Annotated in this window: 9 protein-coding genes, 1 pseudogene and 1 CRISPR repeat array (1 of these 11 cut by a window edge); of the genes and pseudogenes, 1 reads left to right on the top strand and 9 read right to left on the bottom strand. The window is 32.4% G+C overall.

Going from position 1 to position 20,105, the window contains the following annotated elements:
• Positions 1 to 10 precede the first annotated feature (10 nt).
• Positions 11 to 1,825: pseudogene (locus E0F91_RS09195) on the bottom strand (PHP domain-containing protein); the annotation flags it as partial.
• 4 nt (positions 1,826 to 1,829) lie between these two features.
• Positions 1,830 to 3,011, bottom strand: coding sequence for a DNA polymerase IV (gene dinB, locus E0F91_RS09190; RefSeq protein WP_132066214.1), 1,182 nt, complete (start codon positions 3,009 to 3,011; stop codon positions 1,830 to 1,832).
• Between the two features lie 88 nt (positions 3,012 to 3,099).
• On the opposite strand from dinB, the gene E0F91_RS09185 reads away from it, so the two are divergent.
• Positions 3,100 to 3,864 carry an XRE family transcriptional regulator gene (locus tag E0F91_RS09185; RefSeq protein ID WP_132066212.1) on the top strand — a complete coding sequence of 255 codons (765 nt, stop codon included), beginning with the start codon at positions 3,100 to 3,102 and terminating at the stop codon, positions 3,862 to 3,864.
• Between the two features lie 67 nt (positions 3,865 to 3,931).
• Here E0F91_RS09185 and E0F91_RS09180 read toward each other — a convergent pair whose 3' ends face one another.
• The 7 genes from E0F91_RS09180 to E0F91_RS09150 all read right to left on the bottom strand — a co-directional run bounded on the left by E0F91_RS09180 (position 3,932) and on the right by E0F91_RS09150 (position 16,015).
• Positions 3,932 to 4,273 carry a hypothetical protein gene (locus tag E0F91_RS09180; protein ID WP_132066210.1) on the bottom strand — a complete coding sequence of 114 codons (342 nt, stop codon included), beginning with the start codon at positions 4,271 to 4,273 and terminating at the stop codon, positions 3,932 to 3,934.
• 143 nt (positions 4,274 to 4,416) lie between these two features.
• The gene (locus tag E0F91_RS09175; RefSeq protein WP_132066208.1) at positions 4,417 to 5,523 is read right to left on the bottom strand and encodes a HigA family addiction module antitoxin; all 1,107 of its coding nucleotides are present in this window, start codon (positions 5,521 to 5,523) and stop codon (positions 4,417 to 4,419) included.
• Positions 5,524 to 5,532: 9 nt separating this feature from the next.
• Positions 5,533 to 5,856 carry a type II toxin-antitoxin system RelE/ParE family toxin gene (locus tag E0F91_RS09170; RefSeq protein WP_132066206.1) on the bottom strand — a complete coding sequence of 108 codons (324 nt, stop codon included), beginning with the start codon at positions 5,854 to 5,856 and terminating at the stop codon, positions 5,533 to 5,535.
• Positions 5,857 to 6,178: 322 nt separating this feature from the next.
• Positions 6,179 to 11,116, bottom strand: a complete 4,938-nt coding sequence (locus E0F91_RS09165; RefSeq protein ID WP_132066204.1) for a P-loop domain-containing protein — start codon at positions 11,114 to 11,116, stop codon at positions 6,179 to 6,181.
• Positions 11,117 to 11,488: 372 nt separating this feature from the next.
• Entirely contained in the window at positions 11,489 to 14,605 is a 3,117-nt protein-coding gene (locus tag E0F91_RS09160; protein ID WP_132066202.1) for an Eco57I restriction-modification methylase domain-containing protein, read from the bottom strand.
• A 148-nt stretch (positions 14,606 to 14,753) separates the two neighbouring features.
• Positions 14,754 to 14,933 (bottom strand): hypothetical protein, encoded by a 180-nt coding sequence (locus tag E0F91_RS09155; protein ID WP_132066200.1) that lies wholly within the window; start codon positions 14,931 to 14,933, stop codon positions 14,754 to 14,756.
• A gap of 236 nt (positions 14,934 to 15,169) precedes the next feature.
• Positions 15,170 to 16,015 carry a TraM recognition domain-containing protein gene (locus E0F91_RS09150; RefSeq protein ID WP_132066198.1) on the bottom strand — a complete coding sequence of 282 codons (846 nt, stop codon included), beginning with the start codon at positions 16,013 to 16,015 and terminating at the stop codon, positions 15,170 to 15,172.
• A 755-nt stretch (positions 16,016 to 16,770) separates the two neighbouring features.
• Positions 16,771 to 20,105: direct repeats of the CRISPR family, unit length 46 nt; unit sequence GTTGTGAATTGCTTTCAAAATTGTATTTTAGCTTATAATTCCCAAC; it runs 123 nt beyond the window's last position.

Genomic DNA, 20,105 nt, shown 5'->3' with positions numbered 1-20,105 from the left:
TTGACTGGTTTTTCCAGACCATAACCCCATACGTTTCTCCAAGTTGTTCCTTAAAAACGTCATGAAAATATTCGAAACGATCCGGATGGTTGTGCCTGAAAATGTATTCTTTCATCATACCCGATTGGGCGACACCCGGACGGATAATGGAGGAGGCCGCTACTAGAGTTTTGTAATTATCACATTTCAGTCGGCGCAATAAGCCACGCATGGCGGGGCTTTCGATATAAAAGCATCCAATGGTTTTTCCGTGGCTTAGAAAATGATTCGCCTTCGCCTCATTTTTTGATATAGCAGTATCTCGGATATCGACTTTAATCCCCTGATTTTTCTCGATTAATTTTACACTGTCATCAATATGACCAATCCCGCGCTGGCTCAGAATATCAAACTTTTCAAAACCGATGTCCTCTGCAATGTGCATATCAAACAACACTATTGGAAATCCTTTCGGAGGCATTTCCAAAGGTGTGTAATTGGTAATGGGTTCTTCCGAAATCAATATACCGCAGGAATGCATGCTGCGTTGGTTGGGGTATTTTTCGAGTAGCATACCGTATTCCTGCACTAGCTTTACAATTTGATTTTTATCATGTAATGCCATTGGGTTTTTAGCCAAAGCATCTAATTCCTCTTTGGGTAATCCAAAAACTTTACCCACTTCCCGAAATATGGAGCGGTACTTAAATTCCACATTGGTTCCACAGAAAGCAACATGATCCGCGCCATAGGTATCAAAAATATATCGGAGAATGGTATCGCGTTCTTTCCAGGACCAGTCAATGTCAAAATCGGGCGGACTCTTGCGGTTTACATTCAGGAACCGTTCAAAATACAAATCGAGTTCAATAGGGCAGATGTCCGTTATTCCTAGACAATAACTCACGATACTGTTGGCACCGCTGCCCCGACCAATGTGCAAAAAGCCCTGACTCATGCTGTATTGGATGATGTCCCAGGTGATGAGGAAATAGCCGCTGAATTCCAGTTGATCGATTACCTTTAATTCTTTTTCTACTCTTGCTAACGCTTGCGGATTATTGGCACCGTATTTTTTTAATACTCCTTCATGAGCCAACTTGGTCAAAAGCTGCATGTCGCTTTCCCGGCTTCCAGAATAGTATTTTTTGTTTTTGGGTGTTTTGAAGTCGAATTCAAAATGACACTGCTCCATCAGTTTCTGTGTGTTTTCGATGATCTGTGGATACTCTTCAAATTTCGAAAGCAATTCCTCCAAAGGAATCATTACTTCTGAGGTCTTGCAATAATCGTCCACAGTCAATTTGGACAAAATCACATTGGTATCAATAGCTCGAAGAATTTTATGCAGGTTGAATTCTCTTTTAGTTCGAAAGGTAACAGATTGTAAAATCACCATTTTGCTAAGCCAAGAATTCCATTCTTGAAGAAACAATTTGGGAAGCTGATCGGGAGTAATCCCTATAAATTCATGTTTTTTTAATTCCGCTGGCTTATTTTCGAAAGGATAAATAATACAGACGTTATTAAATGAAGGTGCTGCCAACGGTAAAGCAGTACCTTCAAAATTATGATGGGTCAGAAAACGGTTCATTTCGGCGAGCCCATCTGCATTTTTAGTCAAACCTATATACCGCAATTGATGGTTGCAGCGAAATTCTATTCCGACGATTGGTTTAATTCCAACTTCGTTACAGGCTTTTGTAAAATCATAAATACCAGTAACCGTGTTGATGTCCGTTAACGCCATTGTCTTAACCCCACAAACAACAGCCTGCTGGATAAGATCCAACAGCGGAATGGTGCCGTAACGCAGGGAATGAAAAGAATGACAGTTTAGGTACATTATGTTATAATTTGCGTTTTAAAATTTCCGATTTGTTATTGGGTTTGAAGGTAGCTCCGGCACACCGCATTACCGCATCAAAGCCATAGCGAGTTTTCATTTTATCCATCGCTTGGTATAGTGACAGCATTTCTTCGGTATCTTCAAATAAATTGATCTGATAGGTTCCACGAACCAACCCACTGAAACGAATTCCGATTAAACGAAGCCGCATGCGACGTTGGTAAACTTTATCAAATAAGTCAGTAACTGTTTTGGTCAGCGTATGATCGGCTGAGGTATAGGCTACTTTGCATTGTTTGGTTTCGGTGTCGAAATTGGAATATCTAATTTTGATTACCACAGTGGAAGTCAGCCATTCTTCGGAGCGCAATTGAAAAGCCAATTTTTCTACCATTCCGACCAGTATTGATTTTAATTTTGGAATGTCAATGGTATCCTGAGTAAAAGTATGTTCCGTTGAAATGGATTTTCGTTCCGTGTAGGGTTCCACTGGGTTGTTGTCGATGCCATTGGCTTTCTTCCAGATGTCGATGCCGTTCTTGCCTATCATTCGCTGTAATACTTCGGCAGGCATTTCTGAAAGGGTCTGAATAGTACGGATTCCAATTCGGGATAACAACTGAAAAGTAACATCACCCACCATGGGAATTTTTTGAATCGAAAGCGGATTTAAGAAAGACCGCACCCTATTTTCGGGTATTTCTAAGTTACCTTTTGGTTTGGCTTCGCCGGTACCAATTTTGGAAACGGTTTTGTTAACCGATAAAGCAAAGCTTATTGGTAGACCAGTTTCTTTAGTAACGGAATGTGCCAGTTCGTTGGTCCATTTGTACCCCCCATAAAATTTATCCATACCTGTGATATCGAGGTAAAATTCATCGATGCTGGCTTTTTCTACAATTGGTGCTTTTTCTTGGATCACTTCGGTTACGTCATGTGATAATTTGGAATACAATTCCATATCGCCTTTCATCACTTTAGCCTGAGGGCAGAGGCGGAGTGCCATTTTAATAGGCATGGCAGAACGCACTCCGAAGTTGCGGGCTTCATAGGAACAAGAAGCCACGACACCACGATCTCCGCCACCAATAATCAAAGGAATTCCCTCCAGTTTTGAATTCCCCAGTCTTTCACAGGACACAAAAAAAGTATCTAAATCCATGTGTACAATTGCTCTTTCCATCTTCTTTTCTTTTTTATACGTTACAAAATTAGTACAGATACTAACAAATTTGATTATATTTGTTGTTACAAATTATAACAAAATACCTATGTCTTTATTTTCCGACAACATCAGGAACCTTAGGGTACAACATAAAATTTCGCAAGAAAAGCTGGCGGAATCCTTAGGGATAACCAGGGGCAGGTACGTCAAATATGAAGACGGCACTTCGGAAGCCCCGTATGAAATATTGAAGAAGATAGCGCATTACTATCACATCAGTATAGACCTGTTGCTATCTGTGGATGTTAGAAAAATTCCGGTAGATGATTTGTTGCAATTGGAAAATAACAGATTAGTATTGCCGATTACTGTAGATACTAAGGGAGAAAATTTTATTGAAGTTGTCACACAGAAAGTAAAAGCCGGTTATTTGAATGGGTATGCCGATCCGGAATATATTGAAAGTCTTCAGCAAATTTCTTTGCCTTTTTTGGGATCTGGAAAGCATAGGGGTTTTCCGGTGGAAGGTGATTCGATGCCACCACATGAAAATGGATCCATCATTGTTGGACGGTATATTGAAAAGTTAGGAGATGTCAAGGATGGCAAGACCTACATACTGATCACCAAGAATGAAGGTATGGTGTACAAGCGATTGAATAAAAACAAAATGAATGCACTCGTTGTAGCGTCAGACAACAGTTTTTATCCTCCTTATGAAGTCAAGGTTTCCGCTATACTTGAAATTTGGGAATACGTATGTAACATTGGACTCACAGATGAAAAACAGCAAGTAAAAGAAACGGCAAGTGTTACAGATATGTTTTTAGAGTTGAAAAGAGATATTAATGATTTGAAAATTAAGCTTTAAATTTAGGTTATTGTTAGAAAGGAATTCCGAAGTCAGGAGACTTTAAGGAACGGAGCTTTTTTAGAATTTATTCTTTTATAAAGTTTGTAGCATTGAAAATTATTTCATTGCTTTTTTTTACTTCCTTATTGTAATATTCAAGATCAAACTCAAATTCGTTTTGGGTTTCAAACAATTTATCAGTGAGTTTACATATTAAAATTTCAAATTTTTCATCTTCAATTTTTTTAATTTCAATTGGAGTTTCAGGTAAATTCTCACCAATTTCGCCTGTGAAACCCTCTGGAATATAAAAACCTATTTCCGTTTGCCCGTTATAAAATTCATCAGTTAAAAGTGCTTCGAGTAAAGTACATTTATCATCGAAATCTAGTTTGGAAAATTTTTCTCTTGTGTAAATTCTAATCATTTTTTCAAAATTTGTATTCGTAAATTTGGAGATAACTGAATCTGTTTTTACTAAGGCTTATTAGACGCTATAAACTCTTTAATTTTTTATTTCAAGATTCCTATTTCCTATCTTATTTTTCCAGTAACTGGAGTTTAAGTTTATTAATTAATATCGTTGCTAATTGAAGTGTAGCTTCTGAAATTATTTAGCGCAAAGCAAGCTCTACCTCGCACAATACTTGGATGGATTTTTACTTGTTTAGCAAAAGCAATCATTGCTGTGTCATTGTTATTGAAATTCAAATTCTTTTTGAATTTGTTCCAATCTTCGTCTTTTATGAGCTTATCTAGTGCAAAATGGTCTGCTTGTTTTTCTTCTGTAGAGTTTTTGTATTCTTCTTCTTCATTTTTATTTTCCAGATCAATAAATTCAGCGGTGTCATTATTTACTAAATGTTTGTAAATGTGTCCCAATTCGTGAAACAATGTAAAGGCAAAATTATCTAAGCGATTGTGTCTTAATGTCATCCCAATAGCAGGGTTTCCATCACTCCAAAAAGAAACTCCATCCACGGGTGTTTTTTCTCCTTTTGCCTGATATATCAACTTAATGCCATTCTCATGTAATTTAGTTTGAACTTTATTTAGTGTGTCTTTATTTTGTAATAATATGGTTCTCAAGTCTGTTATCAGTTGTTCTTGATTTTCGAGATTGAAAGGTGGGACTATAACCTCTGCAGCTTTGTATTGCACCAGTTTCACCCAGCCCATAATATTGACTACATCTGTTTTTAGTTTGGTTGATTTTTTGAACCTGTGGTAATTGTTTTGTACGGACATTGTTGCCAATTGGTCCAAGTTTACCACTCCGTATATTTCCCTGATTTTTTGATTGTCCGTTAACGGATTACCGGAAATCACTTGTTCTTTTTTATAGAAAGAAATCGGAATAAAGACTTTAGCCACATTCCAGATTTCTATAGCTTCTAACTGTGCTTTGTTTTTAGCCTCAATTCTTGCTTTGTCGAGATCATAGTTTTTTTGCGCTTCCATCCAGAAATCGGCATCAATACCCAAGGCTTTTTCTAACAATAATGCTACATCTGCGTTTATGTTTCGTTTACCTTTTATGATTTCGTTGAGTTGGCTGCGTTTGATGTCTATGAGTTTTGCAAGATCAATTTGAGAGTATCCATTTGCTTCCATTTCCTCGGAAAGTATTGTTCCGGGATGCGTTGCAATTGCTGGTACTAGATTTTTTGTCGTCATTTTTTGTCGTTATTTTTCGTAATGTTTACTTAAATCCTCGATTTCTAATACATCGATTGTGAGATCTCCTGAATTGGAAGTCACTTCATTAAAAAGAATGCGGTATTGCTCATTTACCCAAACGGCACTTACTCCTTTGAGGTTGCCTTCTTTTTTTTCATAACGTAAACTTTTAATTTGATACAATTGTTCAACACGAGTGACGGATTTTAACGTATTGATTTTGTTTATAAATTGTTTTACCAATTGTGGGTTGGATTTATACTCCTTGTAGGGTTTTACGATTCCTTGGTATAGGTCTGATAAATACTGTTTTTTAAAGATTATCTCCATAATTGGTTTTGCAAAGATATGTAAATGTTCACATATTTGTGAACAAATATATATTAATTAATGTGTATTTTTTTTTAGGCAGAGTTTGATAGGGGGTTGGGTGTGTTGGTGTTAGGTTGTTAAGGGACTTGATTAGTAAATAAATCTGTGTATAGGGAGTTAGGGGAGGATTAATTTATAGACTGTAGATACTTATTGGGATGGGCACGGATTGCAAATCCGTGCTATCCGCAAGAGGATGTTTATTGTATATCCGAGCGATCGGGATTAGAACTCCGCGCTAGCGAGTCAACCTTCCAGCAAAATACTTCCTTAATTTTTTTTAGTCTTCTAAATCAAAACTTTCATATTTTAAATTGTAAGTTCCTATCTTTCTAATTTCTTTATATAAATATTTATTAATTATGTCCTCTACATTTATTAAACTTTCAGTGTTTAATTCTTCAATACTTGATTCTTTATTACCAAATCCATTAAATGAAGTGCCTAATTTTAAACCTTTCTTAGTATTGGGTTCAATAATCCATCTATCATGTATCGGTGTATCTAAGGTATCTTTATCCCAAACAATTCTAATAATTGTAGGAAGCGGATCATCACTTGATATAGTTCTCCAAGCTCTTAAATAAACTTCTTTATTGATAGATTTCATAGTATCACTATCGATATGATTATTATTACTGCTTTTTGTTTTACTTGTTAAGATTTTAACTTCACAATTAGGCTTAACCTCTTGTATTAACTGTAATATATTTAATTCTTTTTCTGTAAAGTATGGATCAATAATAATCAATTGATTATCAATATTATTTAGAAACCAATTTTTTAAAATTTCAATTGCTTTATTTCTTTCCCCAGGAGAAATTATAGGATTTAAATCTAGTCCAACTTTCGCCTTATAAAGATTTTTCATTTTCATTATATTATCTGAAGATAGAATCCCAATCAATTTTGTGTTTTCTATCGTAGCTGAAAAAATTGATGTTAAAATATCTTTTTCTTTTGAATTGACCTCATATCTTTTAATTGCATTTTGAATAAAATACAAGTATGATTCGAAAGCATCATTTAAAGAAAACTCAGATGATTTGTCTAAAATTTCAAATGTTTCAGCTATATCTTTTGAAACTCTTTTACCGTTATTTAAGTCAATTAAATTTTTTTTAAACACTTCTTGATATTGATAATTATCTAATCCTGCTAACATATTTGATTGTTTACAAGCCTTATTGACAATAGTTTTACTTTCTATTCTTTTTACAAATGGTTCCTTCAATTTTTTTCTCGCTGGATCATCATCTAACATAATAATTAATTCATCTGTTAATTGTGAATCATGTTGATGCGCCATATCAATTATTTTTTTGATACCATTTATTTCGCCATCTTTAGCTAATAAAAGATCTTTATAAGCTAATTTTAGGTATTTTTTAAACTTACTTTTATCTATACTCAACCAAGTTTCCCAAGTTGCATCGAATCTATTTGTTTTATCATATACTGAAGGAATTGATTTTATCAAGTCGAAAGCTTTTTCCATTAATTCAACTTGTTTTTTATTTGATTTCAATGTGATTTTATTTGCTAACATTACTAATATAAGAGCTCGATCGGAGACATTAGTTATAAAATTAGCCCGTGTTATTAAATTTTTCCAAGAACTTTCATTGTAAGATTCTAAAGATAAAATTTCAGATTCAGAAATAATTTTATATCCTTCATGTTGGATTCCACTTAAACTTGGCAATCTCAATTTGATGATTAACTTAATTTTCTCTTTAAGTGAATTTTTTTGAACAATTGTTAACTCATTTTTACTCTCTTTTATGCATTTAACAATTTTTTCTATATAAAAATGTATTAAAAAATCACTGTTAAATCTATCAATAAGTGAACATAGTTCATTTATTTCAGAATATTCTAATTTCTCTGTTTTTTGGTCAAAACTTGTAGGATCATCAATATATAATTTAGTCAAAATATAATCACAAACATTTTTAATAGCTTGCTCTTTATATTCAGCATTTAATTTATCAAAATAATCTGTATTAAATGTTCCCGAGTTATAAATATATAATGCTGGGGAAATCTTAGTTATTGTATTTGATTTATATGTATCCGCGGCATTAAAAATCCATTCATTTAGTAACGGATTAATATATTGTTTGTAAATGTTTTTTGACAAATCTTCCTTGCCTAAGGCGTATACTCTAAGATAAACTTCTGACCAAAGTTTTAATTTTTCTCCAACAGATTGTAAAACGTTTATTGTATCATAAATCAAGTTCAGTTCTATTGATCTTTTGTCATCTATTAAAACTAATCCACAAAAGGACATTATTGTTAGTTTAATACTAGCAATATATGTGTTTACTATTGAACTGGAAGAAAAGGCTTCGTGATGTTTTAAATCTGTTGCAAAGTTTAAATATTCTCTTGCTTTCTCTTGTGAAAAATCGGTTAAATCCCTAGCAATTAAAAACCCAATTTCAATTTTTTCCCATAAAACATCTATGAAATCCCATGATTTTTTTAACTCAATTAGTAAATCGTCAATCTTAACTTGGTGAGTAGCTTTATCAAAATTTAATATTTTTATTGCATGACAAATAATGTAACATTTATTAGCAACTTGACTTATATTTGCTATTAATAGATAATATGGAAGAATTTTATTTATATGAGGTATTACGTCTTCTTTTAAAAAATAAAATTTATCTATTATTTCAATAATTACTCCTTCTTTTAATAATGAATTTATTATTTCCTTATTAAATTTATTAATTAAAACAAAATCTAATTCTTCAATTTTAGTTTTTTGAACATAATTTTCTAAAGCTAATTTATAAGCAACATCCCTTCTTTCTTGAGTATTTAATTTTTTGATAGTTTCAAATATAAAATCTGGATTTGAGGTTATTATTGTTGATATTACATTTTCTACCATTTTGAAATGAAAAGCAGTATCTTTAAGTAATAAATCAATATTTTTTTTGGTTTGAGCTTCAATAGTTTCAATTAAACTAATCGATTTTTCTATCTCATTATTTATATCGTTTTTTGATAACCATAACCAAAGAAAACTTAAGCAGTCTGTTTTTATTGATAGATCACTTAACTCCTCAATTAATAAATAAATATCAAATATTCTATCCTTAGATTTAACAAAATCGATCTTTAATAAAGCTTCGGCAATGATTAGTTGGAGCTGTACATAACTTTTCGTTGGTCTGTCAATTGTACTTTTATGTGCATCAAATAATAAAATTAGTTCTTCGATTTCACTAACATTATCCAGATAAGGTAGCGGGGATGCAATTTCCGAAAGAGATGTTGCATTAGGTACATTTTCACTTGAAGTACGAACTATTTCTTCTAATGTTAATTTAATAGCTTTTGTAACTTCTTTATTATTAGTGTTATTTTTTATCCAATTTTTTAGAATAAATAATTTTTGACTAAATTTGGATATACGATTAACATTAACAAAAAGTTCATCAATAGAATATTCATCTGATAAAAAGCGTAGAGCATTTGTAATATTTTTTACGTCATCATTTTGAATTTTGGCGTTAATAACATCTATATCTGCAATTTGAGATTTGTTTTTTTTGTTTATCTCTGATGCATATAATGTCAAATACGCAAAAGCATAATCAAGTGAATTATTAGTTGATGAATTATCAGTTACTTTTTCAACTAATTCAATAGCTAATTGTAAATTAGAATAAATAAGTATTCCTGCAATTTCAAATCCCTTTTCACGAATGTTGGAAAAATCTATTTGTTCGTAAAGACATATGATTTGTTCCAACAGATCTAAATCCTCAGGAAGATTATTAATTTTTCTTTGTTTTGCTAAAATTGCTAAAAGTTTTAATCGATCCTCCTTAAGCAATGCGCTATTTGCTAAACTTAGAGATTGATTATATTCTCCCAATAAAATTCTTGCTTCTATTTCGCTTTCCCAAAGTTCATGTTTTTCCAATTCTATAATTGAAGATTTATGCAAAGCAAATCTTAATCTTGCCTCATCAAATCTTATTTTAGTGTTTTTAGAAGCATTAAATGCAATAGAAAATTGTGAATTTATATTAACAATTGTTTGGTATTTATCTATAAAATGAATAAACGCATCCGTAGTAAAAAACTTTGTTATTTTTTCCCATTGTTTTGCTTTGCTGTACAAATAAGGCAAGTTAAACATACTTTCTTCCGAATCTTGTTGTAGCTCATAATAATCAATTAATAAATTATTTATATCATCTTCCAAATTTTTTAATTTGATTTTCGAAAACTTTCTTATTGTATCAACTTGAAAGGTTATTTTATTATCAGTTATAATTATAAAAGTAATTTCTTTGATGTTGTCAATTAAAACTTTTTTTTCTATGTTAAGAATTTCACAAATTGTATATGTATCTAAATCTGTATCGCTAAAAACAAGCAGAGCAATAATTTTACTTAAAATTAAATTTTCTTCATTTACTTCTTCCCAAATTTTTTCTAGATAATTAGTTTTATCAGTTATATCCTCAATTTCAAGAAATTTTGTTACACCTCCATTATTATTACAAAGTAGTTTGAGTTCTTTCAGTTTTGATGGAATACCTTTACTACTAAGTTTATGAATTTCTTGTAATTCAATTTCATTGACACAGATTTCTTTAAAATATTCTTTTGTTTCATGAAAACCAAAATTATAAATATCTATAGAAGTGCTATTAAGTTTTTGACTGTAAAATCTCGAAAATATTTCGTGATTTCCTGAAAAAATAAATTTTGCATTTTTCCATGGTAAAATGTCAATTAATGGAATTATTTGGTCTAATTCTTTAGAGTTTAAATTGTCGAAACCATCAAGAACAAAAAATAAATTTTTTCTACTTGATTTAATTTTTTTTCTTAAGTCTCCCTGAATTGAATTATATAGATTTAAATCTGGGTATACTTCTGATATTTCATTTTTAGTGTAAAAGAAAATTTGACTGTAAAGTTTATCTAATATACAATCAAAATTATAAGTATATTTATCAAATTCATTTACGAAAAAAGATACACAATTTTGAGAATTTTGAAGGACAAAATCGTTAAGAATTGTAGTTTTTCCAATACCTTCATCTCCTTTAATAAAAACAATATCATTTATTTCTAACGCTTTATCAATTTGATTTAATATGGCATCACGTTTTACATAATCTTTTGGTAATTCTTCTATACCTGAAATATTTGGTAGATTAATTATTTTAGTTTTTGTCATTTTTGAATTTGTTTTTTGAATTACTCAAGTTTATTAGTGTATTTTAATCAAATATTAAATCTTCTATTTAATTGTTGAAACCTTTACAATGCAAGTCTTCTCACAAAAGATAAAGCAATAATATTTCATTATTCAAATTGCTTTTTTATAAACATTGCTCCTATCGATCACAAAATGCGATCAACTCTCATAATTATGTTACGATTTACTCATTTTGTGATTTTTATTTTTGGAACTTGTGAATGTTCCATCGATATAAACATTATAATTATTTTCATTAACAATTTTATCTTCATCAAGAGTTTTAAATGTTTCAATTTCAACTGATTTTTTCCATTGACATAAATATATTTTCTATCCATAATATAGTTATTAATTCCCTTCAACAATCCCAATCTCCTCCTCACTCAAGCCATATAACTCATATACCATTTTATCAATGGCTTTTTCGGTGGTTTCTATTTGTACTTTTAGGATTTGGGCTTTGGCTTTGTTTTCTTCAAACAGATCCAGCCATTCGAACTCGTCTTTTTTGGTGAGTTGCGTTAGCCCTGTTTTTTTAATGGCTTTAGTGAGTTCTGTAATGAAATCAGCAAAGGTTAATTCACTCCAGTTTTCTAGTTTTTTAGGTAGTTTTTCAAGTTTATATTGTCCTGAAAAGTAGCTGTTAAACTTTCTGTTTACGCCTTGAAAATCTTTATTTAGTGAGAGTATTTTATTCGCTTTTTCAACAAATGGTTGTTGTTGTTCCATCGAAATTGGTGGTATTTGAAATTCTTTACAGTCTTTAATTAAAATTTTTTGAAAACGATCTTTATACTCTTCAAGAAATTTTTTTCTATGATAAAAAGACATTAGATTGCTATTGATTAAAACAAGTAAATATTCTGTATTATAGTTTTTTTTTGCAATTAAATTAAAGGCATTTTGTGTATTATAGAGTTCTTCTGAAGTAATACCTGCCCAGATTTTTTTCGCTGACCAATCAATAATTTGTTTTACTAATATTCGTTTCTCCTTAAAAAATTTATCTTCTCTTTTTGCTCCTAACCAATTTCCATAACTAATCCATTCCTCTCCATTCCATTCGATGTTATATCTGGTAACACCATTTCCGGCTAACAATTTTTTAAATGTTTCATCTTTTTGATAAGTAGAATGAAATACTCGATTAATAATTTGATCGGGTGTATGTCCTTTATATTTGTCATATGGAGTAAGTCCCAAACAAAATTCAGCACAATTAATTAGAGAAGTTGATTTTTTTTCAATTTTATCTAAAAGCTTAGAAATATTTTGATTTCCATTAATTCTGAAGATATAATTTTCATCTTCTTTCCATAGGGATTGATCAATAAATGAATGTTCATCGCAATTTATTGAGGATATTTCATTTATTCTATCAAATCCTTTGTACACCATAATTTCAACTGGAAGTCTCAAAATATTTGTTACAGTAAAAGTCAAAATTATAGTGTCAACTTTAACCTCTCCTGCACTTCCTCCAAATGATTCATTAGGTAGTCTTACAATATTATTGATGTTAGTTTTAGTGAGCAAAACATTTCTAATAAGTTTATAAGAATCCTGAGTTAATAAAGAAGAAGGTATAATAAATGAAAATTTAGCATTTTCTTTTAAAATCTGACAAGACTTTTCAATGAAGAGAGAAAATAAATTAATTCTATTATTTGCAGTTTTGTAATCTTTAAAAAAATATTCTACAACATTCTTCTCTAAAACTTTAATATCTACATAAGGCGGATTCCCAATAATTACATCAAAGCCCCCTCTGGCAAATACTTCCGGAAATTGTTCCTTCCAGTTGAAGGCTTTGTCGCCGGCAACGGCTTTGCTTTCAATAAGCGAGTTGCCACATTTGATGTTGTTGTTTAAGCTCGTGAGTTTTCGTTTAGGTTGGGCGGTTCGCAGCCACAAAGAGAGTTTCGCAATCTCGATACTTTCCTCGTTGAGATCGACACCATAGATGTTGTGTTCCAGGATTTGGTTTTCGATATCGGGAAAGACAAAGAAACCTCCAAAGAGCTGTTTGTTGAGTTCGTCTAAGTAGGCGTGTTCCCGAATCAGGAAATCCAAGGCTTGGTTCAGGAAAGCACCGGAGCCACAAGCCGGGTCACAAATGGTGAGTTCCAAAAGCCATTCGCGGTAGTCCTTGAGCTGCTGGTCCAGTTTTACAATGGTGGCGGTTTGGCGGTTCTTGCGGCCTTTTGCATATTCTTCATCAATAATGCCCAACTCCTGTTTTTTCTCGGTACAGAGTTTACCAATGGTATTGTCGACAATGTATTTGGTAATGTATTTTGGGGTATAGAACACCCCGTCTTTCTTGCGTTTGGTTTTTTGTTTGTCGAAATCGATTCCTTCAATTTCGGCATTGACACTTTCGATTTCATTCAAGGAATGTTCGAAAATGTGCCCCAGAATATTGACATCCACCTGACTTTCGAAATCATAGGTCGAAAGCTTTAAGGTATGACGGTAGAGCAGATCGTTATCTATGATAACGGCATCTAGAATAGTATCGGCTTGGAAAAGCCCACCGTTATAGGCAAAGATTTCTTCTTTCTTGTCGGTGCCTTTGCGTCCGGTATCAAGGTAGCCAAAGTATTGCTTGTAGCGGTCATATAATGGTACTTCCACATCCAAGTCGGCTAAGGCTTTCCATTCTTTTAAAACGGTATTGATGGAGTTTGGAGCCAGCAGTCCGCGGTCTTCGGCAAAGAGAATGAAGAGAAATCGGTCGATTAGTTTTTGCGACTTCTTGAAAAGAATCAGTTTGGTGGTTTTTTCGGTTAAGTCATTCAATAATATGTTAGCCCGGTTTTGTTTGACCAAATCTCGGTACAACTCGCGTTTGAATACCGAATAATCACCATAGAATTTTTTGGTAATATTTTCTTCTTCCACCACCGAAGCTTCTTTTATGCTGAGTGGTTTGTTGGCCAAGATATTTTCTTTAGCCAGACAGAGGTAGAAGATTTCAAATTCAGAGTGTGTGAGGGTAAAGAGGTTGAATTCCTCGAAGTCTACGGCATTGTTGATGTAGAACCTCAATTTCTCGAAATTGGAAGTAATCACATAGATGCAACCCGTTTGGTTGGCTTTGTAATCAAAGGCTTGTTGGCGTATGCTTTCGAGGTCTTTTGTATTTGTACCTTTAAGTTCAATTACACCGAGGGCGTTTCCGTCTTTGAGAATGGCGCCATCTACTTTTTTGGCACCTTTTATGTTTTTGAGTTCTGTTGTCAGATTAAAGTTAGCTGCCGGATTTAGTGTGTAGCCCAAAATGTCCACAAATAATTCGCGCAAGAATCCTTCCTGGAATTGTTCCTCCTTACTGTTGCGAATATTTTCCTGAATTGCACCATTGTGAAAATACTTGACGTATTTTTTATAGGCTTTTTGGATCAAGGCAGAATCTTGTTGGCTCAAGTATTTCTTGAGTACGGAGGGCTGAAATAATGACATTGGTAACGCTTTTTTTTTGAGAATCTAAAAATACACAATTTGAAAGTAGTGTAAGATTTTTGTTATTAACAAATTAGGTTGATAAAAAACATAAATCAAACAGTTCCATTCTACTTGGTTTTTTCAAAGCTAAGTTGACTAAATTAATTTATCTCACGGTTTTCCACATTTTAAGAAAATAATTATTTAATTCCGCACCGTTTAAATTGTCTATAAACAATTGAAAATCATATAATTTAACCAACCCGTCCTTGTTATCTGGTACTTGTGCCAACTGCACAAAATTGATGTTTTGGTATAGCGATTTTTCTCCTAAAATGTCTTGCATGATGATGAAAATTGATTGCTTTAACGTCTTCGTATCACAATACAAATTGTTACTTTTAAAAAAAACTACAATGTCGAACTTCTGGGTTACTTCATGATACTCCAGCGGTAAAAAAGTGATTTCGCTGGCTTTTACTGTAATCTCATGAAAGAAGCTGATAAAAGAATTGAATAGGTGTTTAACAGTGTTTTTAAAACCACTATAAAAAATATTATTTTCATTGGAAGTAGACAATCTCACTTCTTCAGTATCAAATAGGCCAGACTTGGATCATTTAAAAGGCGCTCAATTTCAGATTGCATGATCTCTTGAATATCCTGCTTAATTTGTAAATAATTTCGTTGAACTATAGTGTTATCAATCTTCCTAATAACGGCAATATCTGTATAATTTTCTTCTTCCTTTTTTAGCCCTTGGTAATCGTTGACAATTTCATAATGAAAAGTTTTTAGATCAATCTTGCAGTTAGGATCATCGGCAACCATTCCGACAAATTCACCTGAACTTAGAGAAGAAATCTTGGAAGGAGGCACGGCTGACTCTAATTGTTTGTAAAGGCTGATGGAAGTGTCGCCGCTATTTATAGATATCGATTCTCTGTCCTGCATAATTTTTCCAAAACGTTCTGATAATTGTTTGGCGGTGTCACCGGTAACTTGACCGCTCACAATATTTCCGTTGATGTTCATAATAACATCGGCCTGTTCGCGACCGTAATCTTTACGCAACTGACTGAAGTCTTGAATCCCCAAACAAGTCGCTACTTTATTGCTTCGTGCAGTGGCAATCAGACTATCCATATTGTTGAGATAGATGGTCGGGAATTCATCGAAGATCAGGCTGCTTTTGAGTTTCCCTTTTTGATTCACCAATTTTACCAAGCAAGACACATATAAGGACAAAACGGCACCATAAATTTGTATTTTCTGGGGATTATTACCCATGCAGACTATTTTTGGTTCGGCTGGATTATTAATGTCTAATGTAAAGTCGTTTCCCGATACTACATAATACAATTGAGGAGAAGAGAGTCTGGCCATTGCAATCTTAGTGGAAGCAATTTGTCCCTCCAATTGTTCCATGGCATCTTTTAGATAAGCAGGGGAATACTTAGAGATTAGGGTTAAAAAGTAAAGAGGTCAAAAATCTAGTATTAACTTTAGATTTTTGACCTCTTTTCAATATCATTTTGGGTTTCTAAATAAGTTTTACTCGACCGGACTTAATCCATTTCATTAACTCATTTCTGTAAAAATAAATGCGTTTAGCTTGTTTATTGACGGGGATTACCTTTTTTACATACTTTACTATAGATTGTTAATACCGATAGATTTAAAAGTTTTGATGCTTCTTGAATGTTTAGAATTTAGTCCATATTTTCCTGTACAATAGAGAATCCTATAATAAGTTTTTCCCAATGCTCCAATTTATCATGAATTTTGTTCATCATTATAGGTATTTGATCAAAAGTAAATTGCTTCATGGTGATTGTTTATTTAAATTTTATATAAAAGTATTTAATACCAACATTGGAGATAAAAGATGTCCTTAAAAGGGGAAGTTTGGCTTTTAATTTCTAATGGTTGCCGTTTATAAGACTATAAGAATCCATTATGGAGAAATGTTGGCTAGAACTGCCGGTCTAGCTGCCCTGTCCAAACAGAAAATCCCAAGAGAAAAAAATCATAGATCTAGAAAGGACCGATTTTGAATCCCTAAATGCAATGAAACGGGAGCAAGATACAGAAGACTAAAATATTTTAGTGTGCAAGTGATTTTCTAATTGGATAATTGGTAATTAGGAAGAGTGTAAAAAATCAAAGGGAGTACTGAGGCAATTGTGAATTGCTTTCAAAATTGTATTTTAGCTTATAATTCCCAACTTTTACAAAATTATCCGAACTATCAAAAACGTTGTGAATTGCTTTCAAAATTGTATTTTAGCTTATAATTCCCAACTTCTATAAAAATAACGGTAAATGCTCAACTGTTGTGAATTGCTTTCAAAATTGTATTTTAGCTTATAATTCCCAACAAGCAAGCATTGAAGGAACAACCCGAACAGGTTGTGAATTGCTTTCAAAATTGTATTTTAGCTTATAATTCCCAACTATTCTTTTTTTTAATGAAACATCTAATCCGTTGTGAATTGCTTTCAAAATTGTATTTTAGCTTATAATTCCCAACATTACTTCTTTCAGTTACGATGTACGGACGTTGTGAATTGCTTTCAAAATTGTATTTTAGCTTATAATTCCCAACTTTTACTGTTTTTTGTGCTTCTACTGTATCGTTGTGAATTGCTTTCAAAATTGTATTTTAGCTTATAATTCCCAACTCTCATTGATTTCAATAGCAGGTAGTCCTTGTTGTGAATTGCTTTCAAAATTGTATTTTAGCTTATAATTCCCAACAGCCGTCAGTTGAGCCTGTTGTTGTTGGGAGTTGTGAATTGCTTTCAAAATTGTATTTTAGCTTATAATTCCCAACAAAACTGAATTTACTTTGTCAATCGGAACGTTGTGAATTGCTTTCAAAATTGTATTTTAGCTTATAATTCCCAACAGGAACACAAGTATTAAGAAGATTCAATGGTTGTGAATTGCTTTCAAAATTGTATTTTAGCTTATAATTCCCAACAGTACTCCATCGAGTGCAACGGCTTAGGTAGTTGTGAATTGCTTTCAAAATTGTATTTTAGCTTATAATTCCCAACTCGCTTAATGCGAAAGTTTACTGACGTAAAGTTGTGAATTGCTTTCAAAATTGTATTTTAGCTTATAATTCCCAACTTACAGCAATAAGAAAAGTATTTTCCCCTTGTTGTGAATTGCTTTCAAAATTGTATTTTAGCTTATAATTCCCAACTAAAACCCATGAAAAGACTAAATTATTTCCGTTGTGAATTGCTTTCAAAATTGTATTTTAGCTTATAATTCCCAACTCGTTTTCTAACAGCGTCTTTTCCCGCTTCGTTGTGAATTGCTTTCAAAATTGTATTTTAGCTTATAATTCCCAACGATCGCCGGTCAGGGGTGGTGGCGGCGTAAGTTGTGAATTGCTTTCAAAATTGTATTTTAGCTTATAATTCCCAACTATCTATCTTCATATCTTCATATCTTCATAGTTGTGAATTGCTTTCAAAATTGTATTTTAGCTTATAATTCCCAACAAAATATTTAAACATTGAATTGAAAGGTGAGTTGTGAATTGCTTTCAAAATTGTATTTTAGCTTATAATTCCCAACCAAAAACGCTTTTTCTTGTCGTTCAACTGAGTTGTGAATTGCTTTCAAAATTGTATTTTAGCTTATAATTCCCAACTTACACGTTTTAATATAAGTGTATGTGTTTGTTGTGAATTGCTTTCAAAATTGTATTTTAGCTTATAATTCCCAACTAGCAACGGCCAAACCGTTTGCATCGGTTAGTTGTGAATTGCTTTCAAAATTGTATTTTAGCTTATAATTCCCAACAATAGATCAATAGTTTTGGAAGGAGCAAGCGTTGTGAATTGCTTTCAAAATTGTATTTTAGCTTATAATTCCCAACGGCGGATGCTGCAGCCAATGCGGTTTCAACGTTGTGAATTGCTTTCAAAATTGTATTTTAGCTTATAATTCCCAACTTATCAGATGAAGCGCCATTCGATCATTTAGTTGTGAATTGCTTTCAAAATTGTATTTTAGCTTATAATTCCCAACATATAAACTTTGACCCCATTGTATACGAGTGTTGTGAATTGCTTTCAAAATTGTATTTTAGCTTATAATTCCCAACGAAAGTCGCCGCTAAAATAGCATCATAGCGGTTGTGAATTGCTTTCAAAATTGTATTTTAGCTTATAATTCCCAACGGGTGAGGCTGCGAACCTCTTAACAGTAAGTTGTGAATTGCTTTCAAAATTGTATTTTAGCTTATAATTCCCAACTTAAAAAGTCTTCATCCATACAACCTATTCGTTGTGAATTGCTTTCAAAATTGTATTTTAGCTTATAATTCCCAACGAAAAATTTAGATTTCAAAGGAACTGTACAGTTGTGAATTGCTTTCAAAATTGTATTTTAGCTTATAATTCCCAACCAGCATTTTCAAAATTAGCAGTAATCGTTAGTTGTGAATTGCTTTCAAAATTGTATTTTAGCTTATAATTCCCAACAGAATGAATTGTATGTCGATAATCAGTTTCGTTGTGAATTGCTTTCAAAATTGTATTTTAGCTTATAATTCCCAACAGTGCACCCTGTTAAGTTTCTTAACACGGGTTGTGAATTGCTTTCAAAATTGTATTTTAGCTTATAATTCCCAACTTTTGCATAGGTACCAATTGCAATCAAAGGTTGTGAATTGCTTTCAAAATTGTATTTTAGCTTATAATTCCCAACGTCGTTCGTCAACACCGTAGCCACGTCAGCGTTGTGAATTGCTTTCAAAATTGTATTTTAGCTTATAATTCCCAACGGTTGACACAAAACAGTATGCTCGAAAAGAGTTGTGAATTGCTTTCAAAATTGTATTTTAGCTTATAATTCCCAACCGTGACCGAAGAAACAGTTTTGGAAGCCGTGTTGTGAATTGCTTTCAAAATTGTATTTTAGCTTATAATTCCCAACCAAGTTGCAGCAGAACCATCCGTTGCAGTGTTGTGAATTGCTTTCAAAATTGTATTTTAGCTTATAATTCCCAACGCGGGATTTCCGTCATGTTTTATTTTTCCGGTTGTGAATTGCTTTCAAAATTGTATTTTAGCTTATAATTCCCAACTAGTTCCTTTAAAAGCTTTCAAGTTGATTGTTGTGAATTGCTTTCAAAATTGTATTTTAGCTTATAATTCCCAACAACCTTCATTGAAGCGTGTTGATCTTCATGGTTGTGAATTGCTTTCAAAATTGTATTTTAGCTTATAATTCCCAACTTGGAAAATATCACTTGTACAACCAGCATAGTTGTGAATTGCTTTCAAAATTGTATTTTAGCTTATAATTCCCAACGCTCTACTTGTGCTGGCTCTAAAGTTCGCCGTTGTGAATTGCTTTCAAAATTGTATTTTAGCTTATAATTCCCAACTTGTCCCAGTTGATAAAATCAGTTGAAACAGTTGTGAATTGCTTTCAAAATTGTATTTTAGCTTATAATTCCCAACGGTCTATTTATAAAAAAAACTATTGGGAC

It is taken from the genome of Flavobacterium sandaracinum (assembly GCF_004349135.1).
GTDB classification, from domain to species: domain Bacteria; phylum Bacteroidota; class Bacteroidia; order Flavobacteriales; family Flavobacteriaceae; genus Flavobacterium; species Flavobacterium sandaracinum.
The sequence above is the reverse complement of the archived record's forward strand: the minus strand, read 5'-3'. Positions and strand labels throughout refer to the sequence as shown.

Excerpts from the sequence above, each read along its gene's own strand:
- E0F91_RS09180 (WP_132066210.1), bottom strand. The coding sequence starts at position 4,273 with ATGATTAGAATTTACACAAGAGAAAAATTTTCCAAACTAGATTTCGAT.
- E0F91_RS09160 (WP_132066202.1), bottom strand. The coding sequence starts at position 14,605 with ATGTCATTATTTCAGCCCTCCGTACTCAAGAAATACTTGAGCCAACAA.
- E0F91_RS09185 (WP_132066212.1), top strand. The coding sequence starts at position 3,100 with ATGTCTTTATTTTCCGACAACATCAGGAACCTTAGGGTACAACATAAA.
- dinB (WP_132066214.1), bottom strand. The coding sequence starts at position 3,011 with ATGGAAAGAGCAATTGTACACATGGATTTAGATACTTTTTTTGTGTCC.
- E0F91_RS09155 (WP_132066200.1), bottom strand. The coding sequence starts at position 14,933 with ATGCAAGACATTTTAGGAGAAAAATCGCTATACCAAAACATCAATTTT.
- E0F91_RS09150 (WP_132066198.1), bottom strand. The coding sequence starts at position 16,015 with ATGGAACAATTGGAGGGACAAATTGCTTCCACTAAGATTGCAATGGCC.
- E0F91_RS09175 (WP_132066208.1), bottom strand. The coding sequence starts at position 5,523 with ATGACGACAAAAAATCTAGTACCAGCAATTGCAACGCATCCCGGAACA.
- E0F91_RS09170 (WP_132066206.1), bottom strand. The coding sequence starts at position 5,856 with ATGGAGATAATCTTTAAAAAACAGTATTTATCAGACCTATACCAAGGA.
- E0F91_RS09165 (WP_132066204.1), bottom strand. The coding sequence starts at position 11,116 with ATGACAAAAACTAAAATAATTAATCTACCAAATATTTCAGGTATAGAA.